The sequence below is a fragment of the Thermostichus vulcanus str. 'Rupite' genome (assembly GCF_022848905.1).
GTDB lineage: Bacteria > Cyanobacteriota > Cyanobacteriia > Thermostichales > Thermostichaceae > Thermostichus > Thermostichus vulcanus_A.
Genome location: NZ_JAFIRA010000005.1, coordinates 6,659 through 31,245 on the forward strand (window position 1 = coordinate 6,659; position 24,587 = coordinate 31,245).

Annotated in this window: 25 protein-coding genes and 1 tRNA gene; 17 read left to right on the plus strand and 9 right to left on the minus strand. The window is 53.1% G+C overall.

What is annotated here, in order from left to right; all coding sequences use genetic code 11:
• Positions 1 to 116 precede the first annotated feature (116 nt).
• A tRNA-Ala gene (locus JX360_RS03285) sits at positions 117 to 189 on the minus strand.
• A complete protein-coding gene (locus tag JX360_RS03290) occupies positions 180 to 818 on the minus strand; it encodes a Uma2 family endonuclease (RefSeq protein ID WP_244349153.1) in 639 nt (212 codons plus the stop codon). Before JX360_RS03290 ends, JX360_RS03285 begins: the two co-directional genes overlap by 10 nt.
• A 79-nt stretch (positions 819 to 897) precedes the next feature.
• Between JX360_RS03290 and JX360_RS03295 the strand changes: the two genes are divergently transcribed.
• A complete protein-coding gene (locus JX360_RS03295; RefSeq protein WP_244349154.1) occupies positions 898 to 1,101 on the plus strand; it encodes a hypothetical protein in 204 nt (67 codons plus the stop codon).
• 133 nt (positions 1,102 to 1,234) lie between these two features.
• On the opposite strand, the gene JX360_RS03300 is transcribed toward JX360_RS03295, so the two are convergent.
• Entirely contained in the window at positions 1,235 to 1,534 is a 300-nt protein-coding gene (locus tag JX360_RS03300) for a ferredoxin (RefSeq protein ID WP_235278964.1), read from the minus strand.
• A 699-nt stretch (positions 1,535 to 2,233) separates the two neighbouring features.
• On the opposite strand from JX360_RS03300, the gene JX360_RS03305 reads away from it, so the two are divergent.
• The 3 genes from JX360_RS03305 to JX360_RS17690 all read left to right on the plus strand — a co-directional run bounded on the left by JX360_RS03305 (position 2,234) and on the right by JX360_RS17690 (position 8,998).
• Positions 2,234 to 3,943: an Ig-like domain-containing domain gene (locus JX360_RS03305; RefSeq protein WP_244349155.1), complete on the plus strand. Its 1,710-nt coding sequence runs from the start codon at positions 2,234 to 2,236 to the stop codon at positions 3,941 to 3,943.
• 336 nt (positions 3,944 to 4,279) lie between these two features.
• Positions 4,280 to 5,989, plus strand: coding sequence for an Ig-like domain-containing domain (locus JX360_RS03310; RefSeq protein WP_244349156.1), 1,710 nt, complete (start codon positions 4,280 to 4,282; stop codon positions 5,987 to 5,989).
• A 189-nt stretch (positions 5,990 to 6,178) separates the two neighbouring features.
• Positions 6,179 to 8,998 (plus strand): tetratricopeptide repeat protein, encoded by a 2,820-nt coding sequence (locus tag JX360_RS17690; protein ID WP_244349157.1) that lies wholly within the window; start codon positions 6,179 to 6,181, stop codon positions 8,996 to 8,998.
• Positions 8,999 to 9,024: 26 nt separating this feature from the next.
• Here the strand turns inward: JX360_RS17690 and JX360_RS03320 are convergent, their stop codons facing one another.
• The 3 genes from JX360_RS03320 to JX360_RS03330 all read right to left on the minus strand — a co-directional run bounded on the left by JX360_RS03320 (position 9,025) and on the right by JX360_RS03330 (position 12,597).
• Entirely contained in the window at positions 9,025 to 9,789 is a 765-nt protein-coding gene (locus tag JX360_RS03320) for a glycosyltransferase family protein (RefSeq protein ID WP_244349158.1), read from the minus strand.
• A gap of 393 nt (positions 9,790 to 10,182) precedes the next feature.
• The gene (locus JX360_RS03325; protein ID WP_244349159.1) at positions 10,183 to 11,052 is read right to left on the minus strand and encodes an FkbM family methyltransferase; all 870 of its coding nucleotides are present in this window, start codon (positions 11,050 to 11,052) and stop codon (positions 10,183 to 10,185) included.
• A 21-nt stretch (positions 11,053 to 11,073) separates the two neighbouring features.
• A complete protein-coding gene (locus JX360_RS03330) occupies positions 11,074 to 12,597 on the minus strand; it encodes an FkbM family methyltransferase (RefSeq protein ID WP_244349160.1) in 1,524 nt (507 codons plus the stop codon).
• A gap of 163 nt (positions 12,598 to 12,760) precedes the next feature.
• On the opposite strand from JX360_RS03330, the gene JX360_RS03335 reads away from it, so the two are divergent.
• From JX360_RS03335 to JX360_RS03345, 3 genes are all read left to right on the plus strand, one after another.
• On the plus strand, positions 12,761 to 13,393 hold the full coding sequence (locus tag JX360_RS03335) for a hypothetical protein (RefSeq protein ID WP_244349161.1): 633 nt from the start codon (positions 12,761 to 12,763) through the stop codon (positions 13,391 to 13,393).
• A 54-nt stretch (positions 13,394 to 13,447) separates the two neighbouring features.
• Complete coding sequence (locus JX360_RS03340) at positions 13,448 to 14,293, plus strand: hypothetical protein (RefSeq protein ID WP_244349162.1); 846 nt, start codon at positions 13,448 to 13,450, stop codon at positions 14,291 to 14,293.
• A 197-nt stretch (positions 14,294 to 14,490) separates the two neighbouring features.
• Positions 14,491 to 14,928, plus strand: coding sequence for a hypothetical protein (locus JX360_RS03345; protein ID WP_244349163.1), 438 nt, complete (start codon positions 14,491 to 14,493; stop codon positions 14,926 to 14,928).
• On the opposite strand, the gene JX360_RS03350 is transcribed toward JX360_RS03345, so the two are convergent.
• Positions 14,925 to 15,791 carry an Rpn family recombination-promoting nuclease/putative transposase gene (locus JX360_RS03350; RefSeq protein ID WP_244349164.1) on the minus strand — a complete coding sequence of 289 codons (867 nt, stop codon included), beginning with the start codon at positions 15,789 to 15,791 and terminating at the stop codon, positions 14,925 to 14,927. The genes JX360_RS03345 and JX360_RS03350 overlap by 4 nt on opposite strands.
• Here JX360_RS03350 and JX360_RS03355 point away from each other — a divergent pair.
• The 8 genes from JX360_RS03355 to JX360_RS03390 all read left to right on the plus strand — a co-directional run bounded on the left by JX360_RS03355 (position 15,790) and on the right by JX360_RS03390 (position 20,781).
• The gene (locus JX360_RS03355; RefSeq protein WP_244349165.1) at positions 15,790 to 15,945 is read left to right on the plus strand and encodes a hypothetical protein; all 156 of its coding nucleotides are present in this window, start codon (positions 15,790 to 15,792) and stop codon (positions 15,943 to 15,945) included. The genes JX360_RS03350 and JX360_RS03355 overlap by 2 nt on opposite strands.
• A 515-nt stretch (positions 15,946 to 16,460) precedes the next feature.
• A complete protein-coding gene (locus JX360_RS03360; RefSeq protein WP_244349166.1) occupies positions 16,461 to 17,414 on the plus strand; it encodes a sulfurtransferase in 954 nt (317 codons plus the stop codon).
• Positions 17,372 to 18,616, plus strand: coding sequence for an NAD(P)/FAD-dependent oxidoreductase (locus JX360_RS03365; RefSeq protein WP_244349167.1), 1,245 nt, complete (start codon positions 17,372 to 17,374; stop codon positions 18,614 to 18,616). The genes JX360_RS03360 and JX360_RS03365 overlap by 43 nt, the downstream gene beginning before the upstream one ends.
• Positions 18,617 to 18,755: 139 nt before the next feature.
• Positions 18,756 to 19,232 (plus strand): Fe-S cluster assembly sulfur transfer protein SufU, encoded by a 477-nt coding sequence (sufU, locus tag JX360_RS03370; RefSeq protein ID WP_244349168.1) that lies wholly within the window; start codon positions 18,756 to 18,758, stop codon positions 19,230 to 19,232.
• A gap of 90 nt (positions 19,233 to 19,322) precedes the next feature.
• On the plus strand, positions 19,323 to 19,700 hold the full coding sequence (locus JX360_RS03375; protein ID WP_244349169.1) for a response regulator: 378 nt from the start codon (positions 19,323 to 19,325) through the stop codon (positions 19,698 to 19,700).
• Positions 19,697 to 20,074, plus strand: coding sequence for a response regulator (locus tag JX360_RS03380; protein ID WP_244349170.1), 378 nt, complete (start codon positions 19,697 to 19,699; stop codon positions 20,072 to 20,074). Before JX360_RS03375 ends, JX360_RS03380 begins: the two co-directional genes overlap by 4 nt.
• A gap of 213 nt (positions 20,075 to 20,287) precedes the next feature.
• The gene (locus JX360_RS03385; protein WP_244349171.1) at positions 20,288 to 20,488 is read left to right on the plus strand and encodes a hypothetical protein; all 201 of its coding nucleotides are present in this window, start codon (positions 20,288 to 20,290) and stop codon (positions 20,486 to 20,488) included.
• Positions 20,489 to 20,496: 8 nt separating this feature from the next.
• A complete protein-coding gene (locus JX360_RS03390; RefSeq protein WP_244349172.1) occupies positions 20,497 to 20,781 on the plus strand; it encodes a hypothetical protein in 285 nt (94 codons plus the stop codon).
• Positions 20,782 to 20,972: 191 nt separating this feature from the next.
• Here the strand turns inward: JX360_RS03390 and JX360_RS03395 are convergent, their stop codons facing one another.
• Entirely contained in the window at positions 20,973 to 21,581 is a 609-nt protein-coding gene (locus tag JX360_RS03395) for a cob(I)yrinic acid a,c-diamide adenosyltransferase (RefSeq protein ID WP_244349173.1), read from the minus strand.
• Between JX360_RS03395 and JX360_RS03400 the strand changes: the two genes are divergently transcribed.
• Together JX360_RS03400 and dprA are read left to right on the plus strand one after the other, a co-directional pair.
• Positions 21,580 to 21,732 carry a hypothetical protein gene (locus JX360_RS03400; protein ID WP_244349174.1) on the plus strand — a complete coding sequence of 51 codons (153 nt, stop codon included), beginning with the start codon at positions 21,580 to 21,582 and terminating at the stop codon, positions 21,730 to 21,732. The two genes, JX360_RS03395 and JX360_RS03400, sit on opposite strands and share 2 nt — an antisense overlap.
• Positions 21,733 to 22,687: 955 nt before the next feature.
• Positions 22,688 to 23,833 (plus strand): DNA-processing protein DprA, encoded by a 1,146-nt coding sequence (gene dprA, locus JX360_RS03405; RefSeq protein ID WP_425244349.1) that lies wholly within the window; start codon positions 22,688 to 22,690, stop codon positions 23,831 to 23,833.
• Here dprA and JX360_RS03410 read toward each other — a convergent pair.
• Positions 23,780 to 24,553, minus strand: coding sequence for an SOS response-associated peptidase (locus tag JX360_RS03410; protein WP_244349176.1), 774 nt, complete (start codon positions 24,551 to 24,553; stop codon positions 23,780 to 23,782). The genes dprA and JX360_RS03410 overlap by 54 nt on opposite strands.
• Positions 24,554 to 24,587 lie beyond the last annotated feature (34 nt).

The window sequence follows — 24,587 nt, forward strand, 5'->3', positions numbered from 1 at the left end:
ACGCATCCCTGACCTCTGCTCGGTCAGGATGGATCGTAAAAAATGGAGAGTAGGAAATAGGGAGGCTTCGCCCACGCATCCCTGACCTCTGCTCGGTCAGGATGGATCGTAAAAAATGGAGAGTAGGGAATTCGAATCCCTGACCTCTGCGGTGCGATCGCAGCGCTCTACCAGCTGAGCTAACTCCCCGTAGCTTTACCAGAATAACTCGAATCCGCAGCCAGTATCTGCTCCGCTCGCAATTCCAGCCCTGGGAACAGCTCAGACTTGACGGCATCGGATCCCTTCAGTTCCAGCGGGTCGTACCACCCCTCATGCAACAGCAGCAGGCTCACCTTCTCTTCTAATGGATCGACAATCCAATACTCCCCAATCCCCAACACACTGTATTCCGCCCGTTTGGCGCGATAATCACTGGCCCGGCTCGACTCGCTCACCACCTCCACCACCAAAAGTGGGGGCGGCTCATTCAAGCGGATCAACGCCTCTCGCCCTTGTAACCCCTGCCATTGCTCCTCCGTCAGCACCACCACATCCGGGATCCGCACCGTATCCCAGCGATTCCCCCGTGGCGATTGCACTCCCAGCCCCCCTTGTACAGTTGTCCAAGCCAACTGCTGTCGGGAGATCTCCGCATCAAAAACCCGACTCAGAAATTTTTGAATCTCTGTGTGCCGTCCAGTTGGCAGTGCCATAGGAACCAGCTCCCCCGCCACCAACTCGTAGCGAATATCACTGCCATCGGCATAGGTAAGGTATTCTGCCAGGGTTAGGTGATCGGACTCTGTTGTCAGGGTAGAACCTGTTGCCAAAGCCATAGAACTTGCTCAGCCAGGACTTGCTTATTCGCCATCGTAGCCTTGTCTGCAATTGATCTATCGAGCTAAGGATCCCGCGATGCCAATCTACAAAAGCCTGAGTACCCCCGAACTCATCCAGTCTGTGGATGAAAGCGGCGATCCTTTGGCTGCTCAAGAACTGGTAGACAGGATGAAAGCGGATCCCAGTCGCACCCCCGTCAATCCTCAGCAAGACCCAGACTGGCCTGCCAAGCTAGAGGCCCTTATCGCCCATCACCTCAACTCTACTAACCCACAATAAAAACCCTCAATAAAGAGGCTGCAACTGGGCGCAGCGGCTGGCTCCACCCAGCCAAAACAACCCCCTCAACAAACGATGCCGAGGGGGAATTGGTCAGCCAGGGGGCAAGGATGAAGCCGGGGAGCGGCCTGATTCAATAAAGCTCTTCTTCTTGGTGGGTGATGATGGTGCAGTCGGAGGTAGGGTAAGCCACGCAGGTCAACACATAGCCCGCCTCGATCTGATCATCATCCAGGAAGGATTGATCGCTTTGATCCACCGTGCCGCTGGTCAGTTTGCCCGCACAGGTTGAGCAGGCTCCCGCGCGGCAGGAATAGGGCAGCTCCAAGCCTTGCTCCTCAGCCACATCCAAAATGTACTCGTCATCCGGTACTTCGATGGTGGTGTTCAAGCCTTGCTCTTCGTTGATCAGAGTGACCTTATAGGTAGCCATCCTGGTTGTGTCTCCAGTGAAAAACATCCACTCCTCATCCTGCCACCCTTCTGCCCCGGATCAAGCACAATTCTGGAGGGAAATAGGCAAATCTTCCTGTTTTTTACAGAAACACCCCCAAACCCCCTGCCCAGTAACGGTTCTAGCCCTTGCCGGCTGACTGAAAATCCTCAGAAATAGCCCCACCGATGCGTACCGACAGCCTCTTCTAACAATCGGTTGGGTGCAACGGGTTTACCTAGCCGAGTTGAATCCCGGCCCAAATTGCCGAACTCCTGCAGATCCCCCTAGCCCAAGTGGAGCAACTTCTCTAAGACGCTACCCGTTGAGGGTCAAGAAGACTCTGTCCCTACCACCTCAATAGGTTCCAATCGATATGGATCCCTTTTTCCCAAGCTTTCTGCCCCGCCCAGCCAGAAAAAAACAGCAATACTTGTCAAACTGCGCGGATCTGCCTGTATGATTTACGGAGTAACCAGAGCAACCGCTGACACAGGCGTGTATGCGTCTCCCAGTCGATTGGCAATCTCCCAGGGCCTTCAGTTGCCTTAGAAAACCTGATCGGGTAAGTTAAGGGAAGTGTTCAGCCGAACCCTACTTTTTTGGTAAAGAGGAGAAAGAATGAACGGAAAATCATATAAGTGGCTGATGAAGTCACTTGGGTCTCTGTCGCTGGCATCCGCAGTAGTGATGCTACCGATGATTTTGGCTGGTTGTAGCGATGACAGCTCTTCCAGCACTGTGCCCCTGCCCCCTCCCCCGCCTCCGGCTCCGCCGCCAGCTCCCCCGGCTCCTCCGGCTCCGCCCCCAACCCCAACTCCTCAGAACCTGCTGCTCAGTGTCGTTGTTACCCGGACCAGCAGTGGTGGTTCTGGTTTAGGTGAAACCACGGGTCTTCTGCCAGGTGGTACAGTTACCGGTGTTAGCATTGACACCTCTTTCCGTTTCCGTTTCGGGACTTCTGTCAATGCGGCTCCCTTCGCGTCATCCTTCACGATTCGTGCCAGCAGCGGGGCTACCGTTTCCACAACCTGTGAGTTCAACTTTGACTCTACAGAAGTTGTCTGCACTCCCAACTCGCCGTTGGTGAATGATCAGACCTACACTCTGACCATTTCTAATGTGCCAGATCTGTTTGCGGATGGACGGCCTTTGTTCCCCAGTCCACAGACTTTCACCTTCACCACTGGCGCGACTGCGGTTGGGCCTGGCCCGATTAGCTTCTTGGCCAGTCAGTTTGCTGCAGTGACCCCGAATGGTCAGATCTTCTCTAACCCGGTGGTGATTCCGGTGGGTTACGGTATTCGCCGGACTAGCCCAGCTGAGAATGTGCCGGTGGGTGTGCGCACCGACTATCGTGCGCTGTTGTCCTTCCCGATTCCGTCTTCGATTCCTGCCAACGCGGTGGTGCAGAGTGCGCGGTTGACCTTGGTGCAGCTACCGTCGAATGACAGTGTTTCTCTGCCTGGGTTTGGGGATACGGGTCTGGGCTTTTTCTTCTTGGATCCGACTCCGCACAACATTCCTGCGAACAACGTGGTGTTCCAGGAAGTGACCTTGGGTGCACCCAACAATGTGGTTTCTAGCGATTTCTTTGCTCCTGCCTCGACTCCGAGTTTCATTGCTTTGAGCATCAATGGCAATGTACTGGGTGGGGATATATCGGCAGGGCCGCGGGTGGCTGATGTGGCACCGGGTGTGCAGCGTTCTGTTTCGGGTAGCCGGTTCTACCAGATTCGTCTGCAGTGTGCCCGTGAGGTGTTCAACAACCAAGCCACGCCTTCGCTGCTGAGTGTGGGCACGATTAGTCAGTCTTTCAGCTTTAACCTGCCGACTCAGAATGTGCAGTTTGAAGCCGTGGGCAATGCCACCTTCGCCCAGACGTTGATCACTCGGGATAATGGTGGTGAGGTTATAACAAATGCCGCTACGGTTAACGCGACTTTTGGATTGCAGGTTAACCCGAACACGGTCACTGTAGTTGTCAGTGGTTCTACGTTTGTGGGAACCATCAATCCTTCGAGTTCCATTGTCACCTTCTCGGCTAGCAATGCTGTTCCGCCTGCCGCACTAGCTATTCTGTTCCCAGGGAACTCGATTAGCGTCACTACCCAACCTGTAGTTGTAACGGGAGCAACTTCGCAGAGTCAGGTCAATGCCTTTGGGCAGTTTAATCCCATCTTCTTGGGTAATTTGGCTGCCACGATTGATCTGTTCTCGACGGTGAGCTTGGGTACGGCCAGTGCCAGCAGTGTGGTAGCCAATGCGGGTGGAGCCAACTTCGAGGTCAGTCAGGGTGTGAATGGTGTGTGCCGGGCTGAGTTTGATAAGGATCCGGGCACGGGTACTGCTCCGATTACCACGGCGCGTGGGCCGCGCTTGGATGTGACCTTCACCATCCCTCGGTAGAGGGTTGCTCTGATGAGCTAGTTTTCTAGGCCAACAGTGAAGCGGGTGCTGAAACCTCAGGCCCGCTTTTTCTACACTCTCTCTACTTTGGCTTTGGGAACATGCTTTATGTCCAGAGCAACCGCTGACACAGGCGTGTATGCGTCTCCCAGTCGATTGGCAATCTCCCAGGGCCTTCAGTTGCCTTAGAAAACCTGATCGGGTAAGTTAAGGGAAGTGTTCAGCCGAACCCTACTTTTTTGGTAAAGAGGAGAAAGAATGAACGGAAAATCATATAAGTGGCTGATGAAGTCACTTGGGTCTCTGTCGCTGGCATCCGCAGTAGTGATGCTACCGATGATTTTGGCTGGTTGTAGCGATGACAGCTCTTCCAGCACTGTGCCCCTGCCCCCTCCCCCGCCTCCGGCTCCGCCGCCAGCTCCCCCGGCTCCTCCGGCTCCGCCCCCAACCCCAACTCCTCAGAACCTGCTGCTCAGTGTCGTTGTTACCCGGACCAGCAGTGGTGGTTCTGGTTTAGGTGAAACCACGGGTCTTCTGCCAGGTGGTACAGTTACCGGTGTTAGCATTGACACCTCTTTCCGTTTCCGTTTCGGGACTTCTGTCAATGCGGCTCCCTTCGCGTCATCCTTCACGATTCGTGCCAGCAGCGGGGCTACCGTTTCCACAACCTGTGAGTTCAACTTTGACTCTACAGAAGTTGTCTGCACTCCCAACTCGCCGTTGGTGAATGATCAGACCTACACTCTGACCATTTCTAATGTGCCAGATCTGTTTGCGGATGGACGGCCTTTGTTCCCCAGTCCACAGACTTTCACCTTCACCACTGGCGCGACTGCGGTTGGGCCTGGCCCGATTAGCTTCTTGGCCAGTCAGTTTGCTGCAGTGACCCCGAATGGTCAGATCTTCTCTAACCCGGTGGTGATTCCGGTGGGTTACGGTATTCGCCGGACTAGCCCAGCTGAGAATGTGCCGGTGGGTGTGCGCACCGACTATCGTGCGCTGTTGTCCTTCCCGATTCCGTCTTCGATTCCTGCCAACGCGGTGGTGCAGAGTGCGCGGTTGACCTTGGTGCAGCTACCGTCGAATGACAGTGTTTCTCTGCCTGGGTTTGGGGATACGGGTCTGGGCTTTTTCTTCTTGGATCCGACTCCGCACAACATTCCTGCGAACAACGTGGTGTTCCAGGAAGTGACCTTGGGTGCACCCAACAATGTGGTTTCTAGCGATTTCTTTGCTCCTGCCTCGACTCCGAGTTTCATTGCTTTGAGCATCAATGGCAATGTACTGGGTGGGGATATATCGGCAGGGCCGCGGGTGGCTGATGTGGCACCGGGTGTGCAGCGTTCTGTTTCGGGTAGCCGGTTCTACCAGATTCGTCTGCAGTGTGCCCGTGAGGTGTTCAACAACCAAGCCACGCCTTCGCTGCTGAGTGTGGGCACGATTAGTCAGTCTTTCAGCTTTAACCTGCCGACTCAGAATGTGCAGTTTGAAGCCGTGGGCAATGCCACCTTCGCCCAGACGTTGATCACTCGGGATAATGGTGGTGAGGTTATAACAAATGCCGCTACGGTTAACGCGACTTTTGGATTGCAGGTTAACCCGAACACGGTCACTGTAGTTGTCAGTGGTTCTACGTTTGTGGGAACCATCAATCCTTCGAGTTCCATTGTCACCTTCTCGGCTAGCAATGCTGTTCCGCCTGCCGCACTAGCTATTCTGTTCCCAGGGAACTCGATTAGCGTCACTACCCAACCTGTAGTTGTAACGGGAGCAACTTCGCAGAGTCAGGTCAATGCCTTTGGGCAGTTTAATCCCATCTTCTTGGGTAATTTGGCTGCCACGATTGATCTGTTCTCGACGGTGAGCTTGGGTACGGCCAGTGCCAGCAGTGTGGTAGCCAATGCGGGTGGAGCCAACTTCGAGGTCAGCCAAGGTAGCAACGGTGTGTGCCGGGCTGAGTTTGATAAGGACCCTGGCACGGGTACTGCCCCGATCACCACGGCTCGTGGGCCCCGCTTGGATGTGACCTTCACCATCCCTCGGTAGAGGGTTGCTCTGATGAGCTAGTTTTCTAGGCCAACAGTGAAGCGGGTGCTGAAACCTCAGGCCCGCTTTTTTTTTAATACCAGTGTTGTAGCCCGTATCCTGATTCACCTCAGGATCACTTTAACTTAGGCCCATTCACCTAGCCAGATAATATAATTAGAGCCTGTGAAGTTCAAGGATCCAGCTCAAGTGACACCCGATACCTTTGCGGCAACCTTTCAAGCGGCAACCCAGTGGCATCAGTCTGGAGAACTGCAGCAGGCAGAGGCGGCCTATCGTCAGGTGCTCAGCCTAAAGCCCGACCAACCGGATGTACTGCACCTTCTGGGCATTCTTTACTATCAAACGGGTCATCTTGAGGAGGCGGTGGCTTTAATTTCTCAAGCCATCCAGATCAACCCTAAACAGGCTGCTTTTCACAGCAACCTTGGGGCAGTATTCCAGGCCCTGGGCAAGTTAGAAGAGGCCATTAGCCAGTACACGCACGCGGCTGCCCTCCAACCTGACCATTTGCAGGCTCTATTTAACCTTGGCCTTTGTCATTTTCAACTGGGCCAGTACGACCAAGCCGAGCACTACTATCAGCAGGCGCTGGCCCTTCAGCCACAGGATCCACATATCTTGACCGATCTAGCTCATATTTATCGACAGAGGGGATGGTTCTCGACGGCTATTGAACACCTGGAATTGGCTTTGCAAGCTGAATTCACACCCGATCGGGCTCGACAGTTGGCGGATCTATACCGGGATTCAGAGCAGTTTGAATCAGCGATTGCCCTGTATCAGCAGTTAATTCAACAAAACCCTGAACAGGCAGCCTTGTACAACGGCTTGGGGTTGACCCTGGCACAGCAGGGGAACCTAGAAGAGGCAGTTGTTGCCTTTCGAAAGGCGCTAACACTGGATCCGTTTCTGGTGGAAGCTCACCTAAACCTGGGTACGGCCCTACTGGATCAAGAAGAACCGACCGCAGCGATAGAAGCTTATCAAGCGGCTTTAGCTCTCCAACCAGATCGCCCGCGGACTTACTTTAACCTGGCTACAGCCTTTCGCAAGCTGAAGGAACCGGAACGAGCACTTGATTATTACCATGTGGCGATTGGTTTACAACCAAGCTACGCCGAGGCCTATCGGGGTTTGGCTGGGTTCTTGTCCGACCGCGAGTTCCGGAAAACCTTTCCGACTGGCATGTTGGATAGCATGTCTCACCTGACCCGTGCCTTGGGCTGGCGGCCAGATTATGCAGAAGCCTACTTTGAGTCAGGCTGTTTGTTGTTAGACCAAATGCAGTTTAAGGCGGCAATTTCCTTATTTGAGGCTGCTCTGGAGCACAAGCCGGACTTTGCCCTAGCTTACAACAATATGGGCATCGCCTATCGTCACTTGAATGAACCGGAGAAGGAGGAGATTCAATACCGCCAAGCTTTGGTCCATGATCCGGAGCTGGGGGAAGCCTACAGCAATCTGGGGTTAATGCTACAAAACCAAAGGCGGCATGCTGAGGCTGTGCCTGTTTTACAGGAAGCCATTCGCCTTAAGCCAGACTTTTTGGATGCTCATCGGGCACTGGGTTCTGCCTACAAAGATTTGAACCGTTTGGCAGAGTCTGTGGAGTCTTTTGAGCGAGCTTTAGAGATTAACCCGGAGGATCCTTCTACTTACGCTGGGCTGGCAGGTACGCTCCTACAACAATGTCGGCATGATGAAGCCATCAAAGCCTATCGCAAATCGGCCAAGCTGGCTCCGGGGGTGATTGCTTTCCACGGCAACATCCTGATGGGCTTACACTATGCTCCTGATTTTGACCCCGATGAAACTTACCGGGAGCATAAAAAATGGGGCGATGCCTATCAAGCTTCGGTAGCTCAGTACCGCCGACCCTATCATCGGGATCGAGATATGAAGCGCCCGTTGAACATCGGCTATATCTCAGGTGACTTCAAATTGCACTCGGTTAGCTTATTTTTCGAGCATGTCTATAACCATCATGATCACGAGCAATTTAAGATTCACTGTTATTCGAATGGGCCAACTTCTGATGCCGTAACAGAACGGATGAGGGAAAAAGCGGATGTTTGGCATGATATTTCTAAAACATCCTCAGATTTCGAGGTGGCGACTTTAATTCATGAAGACAAGATCGATATTTTGGTAGACTTGGCGGGACATACAGGTTACAACCGACTCAATGTGCTGGCCTTAAAACCGGCTCCTATTCAAGCGACTTATCTGGGATATCCAGACACAACGGGTTTGAGTCTGGTGGATTATCGAATTACGGATGCTTATGCAGATCCGCCCGGTATGACCGAGAGATATCACACGGAAAAGTTAATTCGGCTGCCCAAGAGCTTCTTATGCTACAACCCCATTGATGCTTTTCCGCCAGTATCGGAACTGCCTGCTTTGGCAACAGGCTACATTACCTTTGGCTGCTGCAACAATGCCACTAAAATTACCCCCAATGTGGTGGAGGTATGGGCGGAAATTTTGAAGCGGTTGCCCACCGCTCGGCTGTTGCTGAAAAATATGCGCTACACCGACCGCAGTGTGTGTGAGATTTTCTGGGAACGTTTCGAGCGCTGCGGAGTTGAGCGGGAACGGGTGCATTTGGTAGGTGATCGGCAAGGGTTTCTCGAACATTTCCAGGTTTATAGCGAAGTTGATATTGGCTTAGATCCGTTCCCCTACAACGGCACTACGACTACCTGTGAAACCTTGTGGGGAGGGGTACCGGTGGTTGTTCTGGCTGGGAACGCCCATGTGTGCCGAGTGGGTGTTTCTATCCTCACCAATGTCGGGCTTCCGGAGCTGATTGGGCAAACTCGTGAAGAATATGTAGAAATAGCTGTGCGTCTGGCGGAAGATCTCCCTCGGTTGCGAGACCTGCGGCACAATTTGCGCTCCATGATGGAGGCATCGCCGCTACGGGATCCACAGGCTCACGCACGTGCTCTGGAACGGGCCTATCGGCAAATGTGGAAAGCCCTTGTGGTTAGCGGTCAGTAGAATTGGGCGTAATCTGAAAGGTTGATCTAAGATTGCCGCTCTTTGTGATTTTGCTTCATCTCTGGAGCCAACTGCTCAAAGAGGTTCCAAAACTTTTTGGCAACAGCTGACCAGCTTAAATCCTTGGCCCGCTCTAACCCTTTTGCAATCAAGGGGGATCTCACCTGATAGTTCTGAATACGTTGTAAGGCCTCTGCCAGTTGCTGAACAGATCCTTGACACAGCAGGGAGGCAGAGAGCTGTTCTGCAGTTTGGGTGGATTTAAGAGACTCTAAGCCAGATGCACCTGAACGCTCATCCTGATAGCTGATGACAGGACAACCACAGGCCATGGCCTCAAGAGGGCTGTCGGCTCGGAAGGTTGAATGGGAGATCAGCGCTAGAGAAGAGGAATAGGCACAGGCTAACTCTGGATTGTTAAGGCTGAGGTAATGGATGCCATTGCCCTGCGGCAGTTGAGCCTTAGCAGGATCCACTGGAATATGGCTGGGAAAAGCAAAGACCAGCTCTGTGCGAGAAAGTTTCTGCCCTTGCAGGAGTTCCCAGGCTTGGCTAAGGGATTGAATCCCACGATAGTCCGTCAGCTGTTCGGGTAGGACGGCCAAGAAAAAGGGACGGGTTAATTTAAATTTGCGGCGAAACTCTGCCATCGCATCAGGGGTAGCAGGCTTAGCCCAGCCCCCAATGGCAGGATAAACAAGTGAGATTTGTTCTGGACGGATCCCTGGATAGTATGTCTGAAAGCCAGATAAAACATCATCTGAAAAGCAGATGTAGTGTGAGGCACTCAAGATAGAGTTTTTCTTCTCTATATATTCAGATTGAAACTGGCTGCCAGTTTCTGCTTCCAAGTCGTATATGCATGAAATAGAAGGGGTTGTTAGCGTTGTTGTATATCCGGTTGAGATGAACAAACTTGCATCTAGTTGGTCGCAGGCAGACTGTAAGCCCGCTCGATCATCTTCAGCATCTTCGAAGGAAAAATGGGGTATCTCAGAAAAAAAAGTCCCTGGGGGCATCCAGGTTTGTCCACGAGTTAGAACAACAAACTGAGTTGCTTTCTTATCTGCAACCCACTCTGCAAACAAACTCAGCCACATGTGGGACTGATCAATTCTATTGGAACGAAAGTATCCTTCAGACTGCCAGATCACACCATCGATCACAATCATACAGATCTCCCGTTATGAACCTTGCAGGGCTGCAAACATTTTTGCCAGGTAAAAGTCTTTGAATCGCGTTTGCATGAGCTGATCGTGAACGTTGAGAATGAATGCAGTGAGATCATACGACAGGAAGATTTCGTGTAGGATGACAGCCATTACCAGACGTTGGCGCGGTGTCAAACTCTCCAACTGCATAAAGTTCTTAGCATAGACGTAATCGCACCAGAGAACTTGGGTATAGGGGCGATAGGAACGGGCAGAAAAGGGCTTGAGGCAAGCCCCAGAGTTTCCGGTCATGCCATGTAACCAGAAGCCATGTTCTCGAAGGGCAACATCTACATCACTAAAAAGAGCTTGATTTTTATAGATTGGAATATATTCGACCTCTGTTTGGATAACCGTAATATTTTTTAGGGTTTTGCTTGCGCCTCGAATAACATCTAGTTCAGCACCTTGAACATCAATTTTGAGGAAATCAACTTCCCCTAATTCAGGAATATCGTCCAAGCGAGTTGTTTGTACCTCTTCGGTTCGTATGACCTGGCAGACATCTGACAATCCCTCAAAGTGTTTTAATACTTCCTCGTCTGGCTTATAGAGAGAGGAGGTGTACCCGACGTTGGTCAAGTAAAACTTCCGTCGAGAGCCATCACCAATGTAGTAGGGGAGATAAGTTCGCTTAACTTTATCTGCACTTGGAGCTTCAGTTAGCGCCCTAGCATTCAACTTTTCACATTCCTCTTTTTGTGGTTCAAATCCAATAACCTGGGCATGTCCCTCCTGAACGAGTTTATCGAAGTTATCTCCACCTAAGAACATAGCCCCTACATCCACAATTTTGATGAAGGGCATATCCTTACCAAGGATCTCACTGATTGGGAAAGGCATTACTTTGCTCCAGCAGATAATTCAGATTAAACCGGCTTCGCTCAGAAGTGGAAATCGATTTGGATGTACAGCGGTTAAGTTTAACGTACTAGGAGGCTGAACAGAAGCCTGAATTGGGCTGAGATCTTTGAGAAGGGGATTATACACATAAATGAGGTAGCCAAACTCAGCAAGAACTCTAGCCGACTCAAGTCCGGTTGTTTGACCAGCATGCTGATTCTCAAACATGATTACCGGGGTACATGCCTCGATCATTTTTCTCCCGCCCTTCAAGACAGGAACCTCTGCCCCTTCTGCATCAACCTTGAGGAGGTCAATGGTTGGATTCCCCTCTGAGATCCACAGTTCATCAAGGGTGATCTGCTGAACAGGTTTTGTTTCTTCCACTACCGACATCGGATCGGTAACGATGCGATTGAAGACACTTGCGCCTTCCTCGACAAGGTAAACTTCGCCGGGTTCTTCTCCTACGGCTGCCTCGATAACCTGTACGGACTTGTCCAGTTTATTTTGAGTGGTTGTAGCCCGCAAACATTCCAGACATCCCGGTGTTGGTTCGATGGCGTAGACTTTTCCGGACTTACCCACACAACGAGCAAACAAAAATGTATAGACACCAACATTGGCGCCTACATCAATAGCATTCATGCCAGGCTTGAGTATTTGCCTGCACAGCTCAATTTCACTTTCAAACCAGCGATCTTGAGTCAGGAGGACAAAAGTTACAATGCTTCTCAGATTAGGTTCTAGGTTGAACTTGTATCCTTCATACTGGATCCATATTTCAAGTTTTTCTTTCGAGCTAGAACCCTTGCCTTCTTCTTGAGGTGTTGCTTCTGCCTCTGAATCGGGTTCTACTATGGGGGATTGCTCCTGCTGAACGTAGTGATTAAGGGCAAGCTTGAGAGCTTGAATGGCTCTCTCTCTCTGGTTCGGGTAACGACTGGCAATTCTTTGCAGTAGGAAAGGGCCCTCTGGTTGTGCTTGAGCAACTGCATTCATGGCTACAACCATTTGCGCCTCTAGATCCTCAGGATCAATCGCTGCTGCCAGCCGCCAGTAGGGCAAAGCTTCAGGCCGATAAGCAACTCCACTGTGGTGAGCTAACCAGCGGGCTAAAGCATGTAGATACCGCTCTCTGAGATCCAGTTGTGATTTGGCAACTGTTTTTTTGATTCGCCCTGATGGTTTTCCGCCCGCGCTATGGCTTGCTGTAGTATCAGCCAGTTTTGTGGGATCCCAGACTAGCTTGGTTTCCAAGCCAGATAATCCCAGAGTGGGATCCTCGAGGTAGCGTTCAGTTAGCAATTTAGAGAGAAGATCTTTCCCTTCTTGAATAACGGTATGAAAGCTTCCTAGAGCAAGTAATGCATGAAGACGATTTAGTTGGCAAGGAAGATGAGTCGGATCAAGATCCAGCCCTTGACGCCAAGAAGCAAGAGCTAGAGCCCAGGCCGCGCGGCGTTCCCGAGATGTTTGAGCTTGTAGGGCCCGCAGGTGATGTGACAATCCCAGCTCATTATATTCATCGGGAGTAGTACACATCCCCATAAGTTACACCTACTCACTGAAGTCGCTGGACTATAATAGCATCTCATCTACTTGTTCTCTTCCCCATGCCTGTTCCTAGCTGGTTCGGAATTTGCCTTGAGGGGCTAGAAAAGTTTGATAAGTTAGGAAGCAGTGGATTGAGTTTTAAGGGGTGTTCATGTTGCGCCGTTTCCCTGTCTGGATTACCGTCGTCGCCCTGTGGGGAGGGATCGCCTGTACCCAGGCAGCACCCGTGCAAGCCCCTGACGAAGTTGTGAATACCTTTATTGCGGCTACCGACAAGGGGGACTGGGGTACTGCGGATAGCTACCTGACCGAGCGCTTCAGTAATGCCCTACGGCCCGGCTCTCTACCCTCAATCTGGGGCTTGGTCGGGGAGAATCCACAGATACGCAACCAAGAGGTGACTGGCAACACCGCCTACGTCTGGGTGGAAGGGACAAGTTCGCTGGAAGATGCAGGGCAGCGCCTGGGGCTAGATCCCCTAACCCTGCGCAGCTACTTAACCGAGCCGGATTTTGCGGATCCGAACTACCAACAGTTGGCCTCACAGTTGGTTGGGATGCGCCTGGAGGGAGACACCGTTATCTCTCGCGTCAAGATCACTCTTTACCGGCAGGAGGCAGGCTGGCGGATCGAGGTTTGGCAACCGGATGCCCCAGAAGGGGAGGCTTCTAGGCCGGACACAACCCCTCAACTTCAGCTAGCCCCCCAGGGATCCGAATTACAGAACCCAGGAGCCGCTGATTCCTCCTCAACCGAAGCTGAGGAACCTTCAGAAAACCCATAGTGCATGGGTGGTTGGGAGCTTAGGCGCTGTCATTGTTTCCGGGATGGTGTTGACGTGAGACCGTGGTTTTTTCTGGTTTTGGCTCTACTGCCTCTGAGCGGCTGCTGGCAGGTCAAAACAGCTGAGCAGACTTTGCAAGCATTTGTGGAGGCTGCCAATGCGCGGGACTTTGCCACTGCTGAGGCATTGCTCACCCCACGGCTGTTGCGAGGGATCCCTCCGGGTGCGTTGGATCAATCCTGGCCTTCGGCGGAAAATGCCACCCTTACCCAGATTCAAGAGGTGGGTAATACGGCTGTATACCGGGTGGATTCGGTTTTGACTCCCGAAGCAGTTGTGCCAACCTTTGGCTTCCAATTCACGGTGGAAGAGTTACAGACTTTTTTAACGGAGCCGGATCGGGAGGATCCCCGCTTTCGCCCGTTGAGATCTCAGTTGGCTTTTTATGAGCCTTTAGAGGATGGGCGTTTGCGCTCGGCAATGGATGTCACCCTTTATCGCAGACCTGAGGGGTGGCGGGTGGAGTTGGCTCGCTTGCGGCCCCTGAATACAGAGGTTCTGAATGAGCCTATAGAACTAGCAGAAGAAGGGCAGCCTTTCCAGCTAACTGGAACTGTGCGACTCCTCAACCGAACTGAAGGGTGGATTGGGGTCAACTTAGAAGAGGTCAGCCCAAGTTTAGAGCGCTATGCAGGCACCTGGATTTCAGTGGTTCCTGCAGAGAATGCCCAAGTTACACGCCTTGGCCGCCCTGCCAGTTGGTTAGATTTACAACCTGGGGATCCCGTGGAGATGGAAGGCACCGTTCGGTTTGCTATTGTCGCTGACGTAGAAGGACGGATCCCGGCAGCAATTACTGCCGAGCGTATTACAGTCATTGCAGATGGGGACAGTCGATGATTGCGAGAAGGGATCCACCCTGATGTTCCCTTTTGCCCCTGGCCAGCCATTGATATTCCCCCGCTCCTTGTCACAGAAGGGTTAGGAAATCGAATCAAACAGGTCATCCTAGTGAAGAAAGCATTCAAGAACTCTCGCGGAAAAGGATCTGGCTGTGGCCTGACTAGAATGGGATCCCAAGCTGTTGAGAGCAACACATGTCAGACCGTCTGGATCGCATCGAGGCCATTTTGATGACTGTGGCCGAGCAGACTGCCGCTAATACCCGTGCCATTCAAGCTCTAACGGAGGATCGAGAAGAAACACGCCGTGCGATTGGCACTCTCTATCAAACTGTGCAAACCCTAGCAGAGGATCGAGAAGAAACACGCCGTGCGATTGGCACTCTCTATCAAACTGTGCAAACCCTAGCAGAGGATCGGGTGCACCTCTACAGCATTTTGGAAACCCTCACCCAAGAAACCCGGCAAAATACCCGTGATATTGCTGAGCTGCGGGCTAGCATTGCCGAGCTGCGAACCAGCATTGTCGAGCTGCGAACCAGCATTGCTGAGTTGCAAGCCAGCATTGCTGAACTGCGGCAAATATCGGAGCAACAGAACCGCGCCATCACTTACCTGATGAGCAAAGATTAAGTCGGATTCTGAAACCAAGCCAGCAAATCCGCTTCAGAAGTAAAGTCCAGCAGAGCCACGGCCAAGTTTTCCAGCTGATCCAGCGGCAAGGCGCGGATCCGAGCCTCCAGCTCAGAAGATAGGGATCCGAACTTACGTTCCAGCTGACGCAGGGTTAGTTGAAGTTCTCCCTGTTGCAATCCCTGTTGCAATCCCTGTTGCAATCCTTCCTGGCGCCCTTCTTTGAGAGCTTCGGCTCGCCACTCTTGATAGATCACTGATTCCCGCATATCGATCTCCTCTAGGATTTGCCTGATGACCTCTTTGTCCAATACTAGCCCCGCCAAGACTGCTGTTGACGCTTTCAGATCTCCCTTGATCCGGGGATCCTCTATCTGCTGAAGTTGCCCAGCCACCTGTCTGAGCATGATCTCTGGAGCTTGATCCATTTGGGTCAACAGGACAAATGGCAAAAGTCCGGGTAGAGCCAGCAATGAAGCGGGATCCTGTTCCCACAATCGCAGCACCCCAAATCGGTGCCTTAGCTCATCAGCACGAAACTCTGTCTCAAATACCCATGAGGATCCGCTGCGGCGCAAATAAACCACAAGCTGTTGCACCCGCCGCTGTGGATATTTGCGATAAAGACGCAGACGATAATCTGCCATTCGAAAGGGCAATTGAGGATCTGGATCTGTCTGAAACTCCAGATGAAGAATCTGGTCAAAGTCACTGAGCAGTATCACCGAATCCGCTCGAATAGGCTCTGCTGACAATTCAGTTGGATCCAATTGCGTCAGAGAAAGAGGGGATCCGAGCAGCCACTGAGCAAATTGTTCAGGGAAAAGCTCCACCAGATATTTACAGACGTTGTCGTAGGCCATGAATCAAGGACAAGCAGAGGACTCAACGGTAACTGGGATCCAGGGATCCGTACTACCTGAGGTGTCGGAGCAACAAAACCGCGCCATCACCTACCTGATGAGCATTACAGCCCTTTGCGCCAAGGGCACGCTAGCGCGACCGTTAGTCACCTAGCACGGGGGAATCCCCTTCGCGACAGCGGTGCGGAGCACTCTAGCGCTTTCAAAATAGGGTAAGGACACAACAGTTGTTGTCGCAAACCCACGTTCACTTGATGGGATGGCGCAGCCTGCCGTAGGTATTGTTGCTACACGCAACGCTAATGCTACGTGACACGCGACTGCGGAGCATTAAAAGGCTGTAAGTTGGATTCTGAAACCAAGCCAGCAAATCCGCTTCAGAAATTTTGGCGATACAATGGCCAGAATTGGCAAATCTTTCAATTCAATCTTTCAATGACAGTGTGGAGCCTATCAGGAATGTGAGCGCAGTTCCACCTTTCCTTGGATTGAGAAAGCCTATCTCTATCTATTTCTGGAGCAAGCACAACAGGATGAAATTGCGGCTGAGCAAGCTTGACGAAAGTTGGTGTAAAAACACTTGGCAAGCCGGTAAAGTGGTGAAATAAGCAAGTGTAAGATAAATTTAATAAACCTACAGCCCTTTCGCTTTTCCCCAGAAGTCACACGATGATGCGCACCCTATCCCGCTTGCTGCTCACCTCAGGGATCCTTGGATTGATGTGGGCAGGGGATACCTGGGTGCGGATCTTTTCTGTTCCCGTTCCTGGTTGGTTTTCTGCTGCTGCTCAGGCTGAATCTATGGCGCAACTTCAGGAATGGGTGGTTAGTCCCGAAACCGCCAGCGAACTGATCCAGCAGGGAGCGACCCTCCTCGATGCCCGAGACGCGGAGTTGCACCCACAGGGGTTCCTCAAGGGATCCGTTCTTGCCCCTTGGAGGGAATTCTCGCAACAGGAAGCGCCCCACAACGGCAAACTTTTGACAGATGATGCCCTTCTGACGGAGAAATTGCAGGCACTGGGGGTGTTTCAGAATCGCCCAGTAGTGGTGGTGGGGGACTCGGTTCAAGGTTGGGGAGAAGATGGGCGGATTGTTTGGATGTTGCGCAGCCTCGGTCATTCCCAGGCGGTGATGGTGGATGGGGGCTATGGGGCCTTGGTGACGTTAGGGATCCCGACCACGACAACCTTGACCGCGCCACAACGGGGTGACTTTGAGGTACAACGCACTGACCTCTGGACCATTGATCGCGATACCCTACAGGCCAGCCTCGGATCCGATAGCGTGGTGATCATTGATAGCCGTGAAGCCAAAGAATATGAGGGGGCTACTCCCTATGGAGAAGCGCGCGGCGGGCATATTCCCGGTGCGGTTCACCTTCATTACAAAGAGCTGATGGATGCCCAGGGATCCCTCTTGCCACCTGAGGAAATTCGCGCCCGCTTGCAAAAGGCAGGGGTTAATCCAGAGGCCGAGATCATCTCCTACTGCACAGCCGGGATCCGCTCGGCTTGGTTGACCACCGTTTTGGCGAACTTGGGCTTGCGGGCGAAGAATTATCCGGGATCCATCTACGAATGGGCCGCCAGCGACCCCCAAGACTACCCCCTAGAAAAATGACGGGATCCCTGCCCACGGTGATCTTGGCCGGATGTGGTTACGGGGCCATCGATGCTTTGCGGGCCCTCAAAGGTCAAGCACGGGTGATTGCCATCAATCCCTACCCTTATATTGTCAATTCCGGCATGTCCACGCGGCTTTTGAGTGGCCGGTTCTCTCTGGACTTGGTGCGGATCCCGCTGTTGGAGCATATTCACACCAATGGGGCAGAGTATGTTCAGGGGCGGGTGACCCAGATCCAGCCCGAGGTGCAAACCCTCACGGTTCAAACGGAACTGGGCCGACGAAGGCTTGCCTATGACTACCTCCTGGTGAATGTGGGCCGGGAGCTGCGCACAATCGCGGGGATCCACCACGCTTTTACCATTCGTCCTGCCGAACAACTGCTGGCAGCTCAAACCTGGATCCGGGACTGTTGGCGCCGGGCAGCACAGGGGGATCCGACGCCGGGGTTGCTCACATTTGTTGTTGCGGGGGGAGGCTGCACCGGTACCGAGCTGATGGGAGAACTGTACGATCTCTGCCAAGAGATGAGCGCCACAACCGGGATCCCGCTCACTCAGGCCAGATGGGTGTTGATCAACCGCAACCGATATCTTGCCACCGGCATTGCGGTTGAAAAAGAGGGTCAAAACAACCGCTTCAGTCGCTGCATCGAAACCGGGATCCGCCGTTTGGGGGTGGAAATCTGGGCGGAATGCCAGGTGAAAGCCTTTGGGCCGGAGCAGGTGTGGTTAGAGGATGGCCGTGAACTGTTGGCGCAAACTCGCCTGTGGGCCGGGGGATTACAAGTGCCGCAGTGGCTGTCGGAATGTGGATTGCCGGTGGGGCCAGAGGGATCCCTGATCGTGGATGAATGTTTGCGGGTAAAAGGCTCAGAACGGATCTTGGCCATGGGGGACTGTGCCGATTTTGCCTGGGGATCCCAAACTCGACGCTTGCCCAAGATAGGGGTGTATGCGGTGCGCCAAGGGCCGATTGCCGCCCAGAACCTGCTGCGGCTGATTCGGGGCCAACCCCTCATTCCCTACCGTCCGCAAGCCACCGCTTTTGTCTGTGTGACCGTGGGCAATCGCATTGCTGTTGCCAAAAAGGGGTGGTTCATCTGGCGGGGGTACTGGGCCACCGTTCTGAAAAACCTGTTTGACTGGCTCTACATGCGCAACCTCAAGCCCGTGCGCTGGCGGGAGTTTTTCTACTAGTACCTTCTCTTCGAGCACTAGCCCAAGCTCCGCCAAGAACGGGGTTAAGATCAGATCAATATCCAGGATCAGCATCAAGAATCCCTACCCATCAGCCTCCCTTTCCCTTTGCGAGAGCAGCAGCCAGCCAGGAGTACGAATGCCTCTAGATAACCTGCGCGGACTCTATCAGCAAGTCATTCTGGAGCGATACAAAAAGCCCCACAACCGTGGCAAAGTGGATCCCGTTCATCGTTACCAACGGGGGCACAATCCCTCCTGCGGCGATACTATCGATCTCACCCTGCAACTGGATCCGGCCCAAGAGCGAATTGCAGATGTGAAATTTGAGGGGGAAGGCTGTGCCATAGCTCTTGCTTCAGCAGATTTGATGGCGGATGCTCTACGAGGGCGAACCATACCGGAGGCGATGCAGTTAATCGAGCGATTTCAAGCCATGATGCGGGGGGGGGAAGAGTTTCCCCGAGAACAACGGGCCCTGAATGCCATGAAAGGGGTAGCCCAGTTTCCGGTTCGAATTAAGTGTGCCAACCTGGCCTGGCATACCCTGAAACACGCATTGGAATCAGCCGAACCAAATGCAGCCGCCTTTGTGAGCAACGAAAGCACCGACTAATAACTTTTCCCCGGTCTTACCCCACTCCCTCGCTAATCTGAGTTAGCTAGAAAAGATTCCTAAGATTTACAGTTCTTGTTGGGGCGGGTCATGTCACAGCAGGTTTTGCTCGTTGAGGATGATGCCAATCTCTGCTACATCCTGAGTTTGCTGTTGGAGCGGGAGGATACCGAGTTCGTGGCGGTTGCTTCTGCCCGCAATGCGATTCGCCATTGCCAAACCTCTCGGCCGGATCTGATTATTCTGGATTTGGAACTGGCTGGAGATGAGGGATTTGCCCTCCTGGATTGGTTGGATAAAAATCCTCCTGCCAAACCGATTCCCATCCTGATCTATACCGCCCGCGATGTGGAATATCGGGAGCGTGTCCGCCTACAATCCCAGTTCACCCAGGTCTTCACCAAGGGACGCATCAGTCCAGCGGAGTTCCAAGAACGGGTACACCAACTGCTAGCCAAAGCCTCATGACCCATCGCCTCTTGATTATTGATGACGAACCCGATATCTGGGAGATGACCCAGCTGATCCTAGAAAACTTGGCCGGCTGGCAGGTCTTAACAGCGGGATCCGGCCCAGAAGGGATCCAGAAAGCAGCCCAAGAGCAACCGGAAGCAATCCTGCTGGATGTGATGATGCCAGACATGGACGGCCCAACCACTTTAGCCCGTCTGCGAGCCTTGCCGGAAACCCAAGGGATCCCGGTCATTTTCCTCTCGGCCAAGGTTAAGAATGCTCAGGATAGCTCCTTTGCACATTTGGGAGCGAATGGGATCATCAGCAAACCCTTTAATGCCGCCACCTTAGCTTCGGAAATCGCTGCCTTGGTGGGCTGGGATCCCTAACTGAGATTGACCTGAGATTGCCCAGATTCACTTCTCCCCCGTTACCGATCCTAAAGCAGGTCTTAAGAACTGTGAGGATTGCGGCTCGCATCCGCCAAATTGCGTAGGCAAAGAGTGCAAATGACTTACGTATATTCTCGGTTTTTCCCTGGTTTTTCCCCAGTCGATGCCTAAGATAGGGGCATGAACAAGAGAAGTCCCGAGGAAATACGGATGATAACTACCGTCGATCCAACCCTGGATTACCGCGCCTACCGCTTGGCAGCCCTGTTGAGTGAGAACCTGCCGTTGGGAGAGCTCTTGGGGATTTCCCTCAAGTGGCAGAACGACGCCTCTTCTCCTGACCAGCGTCAGTCTGGGGTTTCTCGTTTATCCATGCAGCAAATTGAACAACGTTACCTAAACCCACGCTAGAATACGCCATGACTACTTCTCCTTTTAATACAGCCTCTTTGACGGCTTCTAGCATCCAAGAAGTCGTAGAGCAGGTGTTCCGCAATCGATTCTTGAGTTTGGGCCAGGAAAATTTAATCAACGATCTCCTGTTTCAGCACCGCTACTCCGAAATTGACCTGGAGATGTTGGATCAGCTCAGCTTGGCTTTGCTCAATCATGAAATTTCAGTGGAATCAGTTGCCCCCCCACGAGCGCGTATGTCTTCGACAGGCTTTGCCAACGCCCAGCCGGCCCACAGGGCAACAGCTTAGGGTTCCCCGTGCAGCGTTGATGGGATCCCTCCAATCGGTGCGGTTGAGGTGGACAAGGCGAGGGATCCCCGTCAACACCAGCAGAAGAGTTTGTTGGTTCTCCAGATGGTGTGATTAAGTGAGGGATCCCTGCTCTGTTCCATATTGGGATCCGGAGAACCGCCAAAGCCAAGAGGATCCCATGTCCCAGCTCAACCTGAAAAGGAAGGGCTGACAGAAGACGTCGGCTCTAAGGCACGTAAGCGTTGGCGTAACTGGGTGATTAAATCTGCCCGTTCCAGCAGTGAATCGGGCATCTCCGGGCCGGTGATCACCATATCCATGGAAATGGGCCGCTGATCGATCAGAGCCAGCACCTCCTCCTCCGGGATCAGGCCCAGCTTCATGGCCAAGCTCAGCTCATCCAACACCACCAAGTCATAACGGCCACTGCCCACAGCCGCTTGGGTAAAGTGCCACAGCTCATCCAGAGCCACCCGTTCCTCGGGATCCAACTGGGGGGTATCAATACAGCGGTGGAGCCGACAGCGCGCCCACTCCAATGAGCTACCCAGCAAAAGACGATTCTCTGGCCCCTGGTTAATTCCACCCTTGAGAAATTGCACGATCAGCACCTGGGTTCCCTGACCTGCCAATCGCAAGGCTTGAGCCATGACGGGAGTAAAGGTGCCCCGACTGGGGTGGGTGTAAAGCTGCAGGGATCCCTGAGGAATCAACTTGGCAGATCGCTCGGGCGAGCTGGCCTGCTCTGCAGATCGTTTGGCACGGGTAATCGAAACGGCATCTTTGGAGGAGGGCATGGGATCTGGGGAAGCAGTGCAAACCACGGTTTTATCTCGTGAGCGGGTCGGGGAACTGGATTGCCGAACTGACATGGCGCAGGGCCTACAAGTGGTGGAGAGCAGTGACCATGGATTCCATCAAACACCACCTGTGCGTATCCGTCAATGAATTAGTTCTGGCTCTGCGGAACGCACAAATTGTCCTCAATACAGTGCCCAGAGGCACAATTCTTGTCCATCCTAGCTTTCCGTCGTGAGCAGCCTTGGCAAGAAAAGAAAGAGCTTTCTAGGGAGATGCGACATTTTTTCCATAATGGCTTAAGAGGTATTCTCTATCGCGTATTTCATTGGCAGGGAATACATATTGGGATAGATATAGCCAGAAGTAAGATTGCTTTACAGATAAAAATGCTGGCGCTTTAATGGTGACAACGAGAGACAATCGCAACAGGCTTAAAAGGGACAATCATACACCTAAGCCTTGCCTAGACTGGAAAATCGCCTGTTCCCTAGATGGGGAACAGAGGGCTGAGATGTAAAATTGATTTTGTTTTGTGTCATCAATTGGATCCATCTTTTGTAGCCTAAATTTTTGGTTTTCTTATGAAAAGCAACGGATTAAAAACTCCAAAAAATAAAAGATGGCGAGGAAGATTTTAGCCATTTTCGAGAATTTGCCTATCTCTCTGTGAAATTTCGTGTATTCTTGTCTTGTGGGGTTAATCCTTTGTTTGTCTCAGGGTTTTAATTTGTTTTCTCTGTTGGCTGTTCGGCTACTACTCTTGTATAGTATTTATTCGAAATTATTATTGCGGTAGATGCGATTTTGATATTCAGCAGAATCCTATTCAAGACTGGCGAACAGAAGCGCTGGATCCCTGAGGGCTGGGGCTGTCGGGATCCGGCCTCTGCTGTAAAGGAGAATCTTTCTGGCCCGAGAACGGCCTACTTACCGAGGGAGATCTGATCCCAGAGAGTGTCTGAACTATCATCAAAGCAACCGGGAGACGAATGGGGATCCAACCGTAAATGGGAACGAACCCTCCCCAAAAGGTGTCCCAACGGTTGTGATCCCCTTGCTCAGGACCTCGAGATTATCTGCCCTGCTCCCCCCCCCCGCTCCCATGGATCCCTTGAATGACTCTCTGAACCGTGCAGCGCAGGAACGACCCTACTGGTTGGCGTGGGCACAGGTGAAGGGAATTGGTCCCCACCGTCTGAAGCGGCTACGGGAGTGTTTTGGCTCTTTACAACGGGCCTGGGAAGCAGATGAACTGGCCTTGCAACAGGTAGAGGGAATTGGCCCTACACTAGCCCAGTCGATCCAAGCCGCCCGTCTGCACCTGATCCCGGAGCAAGTCCTGGAGCAAACCCTCAAGCCAGGGATCCCCTTCCTCACCCCCGCCGATCCCGACTATCCGCCCTTGCTGTGGCAGTTGCCGGATCCGCCGCCGATTCTTTACGTGCTGGGAGAGTGTCCCACCTGGGAACAGCCGGCCATTGCCATCGTCGGTACCCGTGCCCCCACCGCCTATGGTCGGCATTGGACAAAGCAGATCGGCGCTGCCCTAGCCGAAGCCGGATGTGTGGTGGTATCGGGGTTGGCGGCGGGGATCGATGGTGTGGCTCACCAAGCCTGTTTGGATGCCGGGGGCAAAACCCTTGCTGTGGTCGGCACCGGCGTGGATGTGGTGTATCCCGCCCAACATCGACCGTTGCACCAGCGCATTCAAACGCAAGGGGCGATCCTCAGTGAATATCCGCCCGGTACGCCCCCTGCCAAAGAACATTTCCCCCAACGCAATCGCATCATCGCTGGCTTGTGCCGTGCCACGCTGGTCATGGAAGCCCCCGATCACTCTGGTGCCCTGATCACTGCGTATTTGGCCAACAACTACGGGCGGGAGGTGTATGCCCTGCCGGGCAACATCAATACAGCGGCGGCCCGCGGCTGCCTCAACCTGATCCGGACAGGCGCGGGCATGATTTTGGGGATCGAGAGCTTGTTGGCAGATTTGCAGTTGGTTCAGGGATCCCCTCGGGAAACAGCAGACGCTGAATCTACCGGATCCGGGAAGGCCCAAGCTAGCCCCACGGATCCGAATCAACAGCTCCTTTGGCAAGTTTTGGGATCCGAACCCATAGGCATTGATGCTCTAGCCCAGGCCACCCAGATGGAGATCACCACTCTGTCCAGTACCTTGCTGATGATGGAGCTAGAGGGTTGGCTGATCCAACTGCCGGGAATGCGCTACCGCCGTGCTCCCTAGCGACAGAACTGTAACCGGCTCTCCGACCGGCTCTCGACAGGCGGGATCCTCGTGACGGGGGGAATTCACATGGGTACTGACCGGATAAGCCACCATCGCCTCAGGGGGAAAGGGGCGCAACAACGACACAACCCGCCTGGGATCCTGAAGGTTCGGATCCAGCCAGTCATCATAGGCTTCTGGAGGCAAAATTACGGGCATACGCTCATGCAGCACCTGCATCAACGCATTGGCGGTGGTGTTGAGAATGGCACAGGTCTCAATTACAGACCCTTCCGGCCCTTGCCAACGTTCCCAAATGCCTGCAAAGGCAAACACAGGCCGTTCTTGCAGATGAATCCAGTAGGGTTGCTTGGTTTTGCCGGATCCCGTCCACTCGTAAAAGCCATCCGCCGGGATCAAACAGCGCCGTCGCCGAAGTGCCGTTCTGAAGGAAGGCTTCTCAGCTGCCGTTTCAGAGCGGGCATTGATCCATCCCCCCTTAAATACCTTGCTCCAGGCGGGCACCAAACCCCAGCGAAAATGGGTTGCTTTGCGGGGAAGGGATCCCCCTGCCTCGAAAGCCACCACCGCCAGTACAGGCTGAGAAGGGGCAATGTTGTAGCGGGGGGCCAGTGGCGGGATCCCGGCTTCTTGGGCATCTTCTTGGGCATCCAGATGCAAATCGAAATGCTGCATGAGCACTTCCGGATCCACCGCCAAACTAAATCGCCCACACATAAAAGTGCCTCAGTAGAGATTCTTTTCGGATCCC

What these genes read in the sequence shown, in the direction of transcription:
- JX360_RS03295 (WP_244349154.1), top strand. Translation starts at nt 898, where the DNA reads ATGCCAATCTACAAAAGCCTGAGTACCCCCGAACTCATCCAGTCTGTG.
- JX360_RS03290 (WP_244349153.1), bottom strand. Translation starts at nt 818, where the DNA reads ATGGCTTTGGCAACAGGTTCTACCCTGACAACAGAGTCCGATCACCTA.
- JX360_RS03385 (WP_244349171.1), top strand. Translation starts at nt 20,288, where the DNA reads ATGATAACTACCGTCGATCCAACCCTGGATTACCGCGCCTACCGCTTG.
- JX360_RS03400 (WP_244349174.1), top strand. Translation starts at nt 21,580, where the DNA reads ATGGGATCTGGGGAAGCAGTGCAAACCACGGTTTTATCTCGTGAGCGG.
- JX360_RS03325 (WP_244349159.1), bottom strand. Translation starts at nt 11,052, where the DNA reads ATGCCTTTCCCAATCAGTGAGATCCTTGGTAAGGATATGCCCTTCATC.
- JX360_RS03300 (WP_235278964.1), bottom strand. Translation starts at nt 1,534, where the DNA reads ATGGCTACCTATAAGGTCACTCTGATCAACGAAGAGCAAGGCTTGAAC.
- JX360_RS03365 (WP_244349167.1), top strand. Translation starts at nt 17,372, where the DNA reads ATGGGCCGCCAGCGACCCCCAAGACTACCCCCTAGAAAAATGACGGGA.
- JX360_RS03335 (WP_244349161.1), top strand. Translation starts at nt 12,761, where the DNA reads ATGTTGCGCCGTTTCCCTGTCTGGATTACCGTCGTCGCCCTGTGGGGA.
- JX360_RS03350 (WP_244349164.1), bottom strand. Translation starts at nt 15,791, where the DNA reads ATGGCCTACGACAACGTCTGTAAATATCTGGTGGAGCTTTTCCCTGAA.
- JX360_RS03310 (WP_244349156.1), top strand. Translation starts at nt 4,280, where the DNA reads ATGATTTTGGCTGGTTGTAGCGATGACAGCTCTTCCAGCACTGTGCCC.
- JX360_RS03380 (WP_244349170.1), top strand. Translation starts at nt 19,697, where the DNA reads ATGACCCATCGCCTCTTGATTATTGATGACGAACCCGATATCTGGGAG.
- JX360_RS03375 (WP_244349169.1), top strand. Translation starts at nt 19,323, where the DNA reads ATGTCACAGCAGGTTTTGCTCGTTGAGGATGATGCCAATCTCTGCTAC.
- JX360_RS03395 (WP_244349173.1), bottom strand. Translation starts at nt 21,581, where the DNA reads ATGCCCTCCTCCAAAGATGCCGTTTCGATTACCCGTGCCAAACGATCT.
- JX360_RS03410 (WP_244349176.1), bottom strand. Translation starts at nt 24,553, where the DNA reads ATGTGTGGGCGATTTAGTTTGGCGGTGGATCCGGAAGTGCTCATGCAG.
- JX360_RS03355 (WP_244349165.1), top strand. Translation starts at nt 15,790, where the DNA reads ATGAATCAAGGACAAGCAGAGGACTCAACGGTAACTGGGATCCAGGGA.
- JX360_RS03330 (WP_244349160.1), bottom strand. Translation starts at nt 12,597, where the DNA reads ATGTGTACTACTCCCGATGAATATAATGAGCTGGGATTGTCACATCAC.
- dprA (WP_425244349.1), top strand. Translation starts at nt 22,688, where the DNA reads ATGGATCCCTTGAATGACTCTCTGAACCGTGCAGCGCAGGAACGACCC.
- JX360_RS03360 (WP_244349166.1), top strand. Translation starts at nt 16,461, where the DNA reads ATGATGCGCACCCTATCCCGCTTGCTGCTCACCTCAGGGATCCTTGGA.
- JX360_RS03345 (WP_244349163.1), top strand. Translation starts at nt 14,491, where the DNA reads ATGTCAGACCGTCTGGATCGCATCGAGGCCATTTTGATGACTGTGGCC.
- sufU (WP_244349168.1), top strand. Translation starts at nt 18,756, where the DNA reads ATGCCTCTAGATAACCTGCGCGGACTCTATCAGCAAGTCATTCTGGAG.
- JX360_RS03390 (WP_244349172.1), top strand. Translation starts at nt 20,497, where the DNA reads ATGACTACTTCTCCTTTTAATACAGCCTCTTTGACGGCTTCTAGCATC.
- JX360_RS03305 (WP_244349155.1), top strand. Translation starts at nt 2,234, where the DNA reads ATGATTTTGGCTGGTTGTAGCGATGACAGCTCTTCCAGCACTGTGCCC.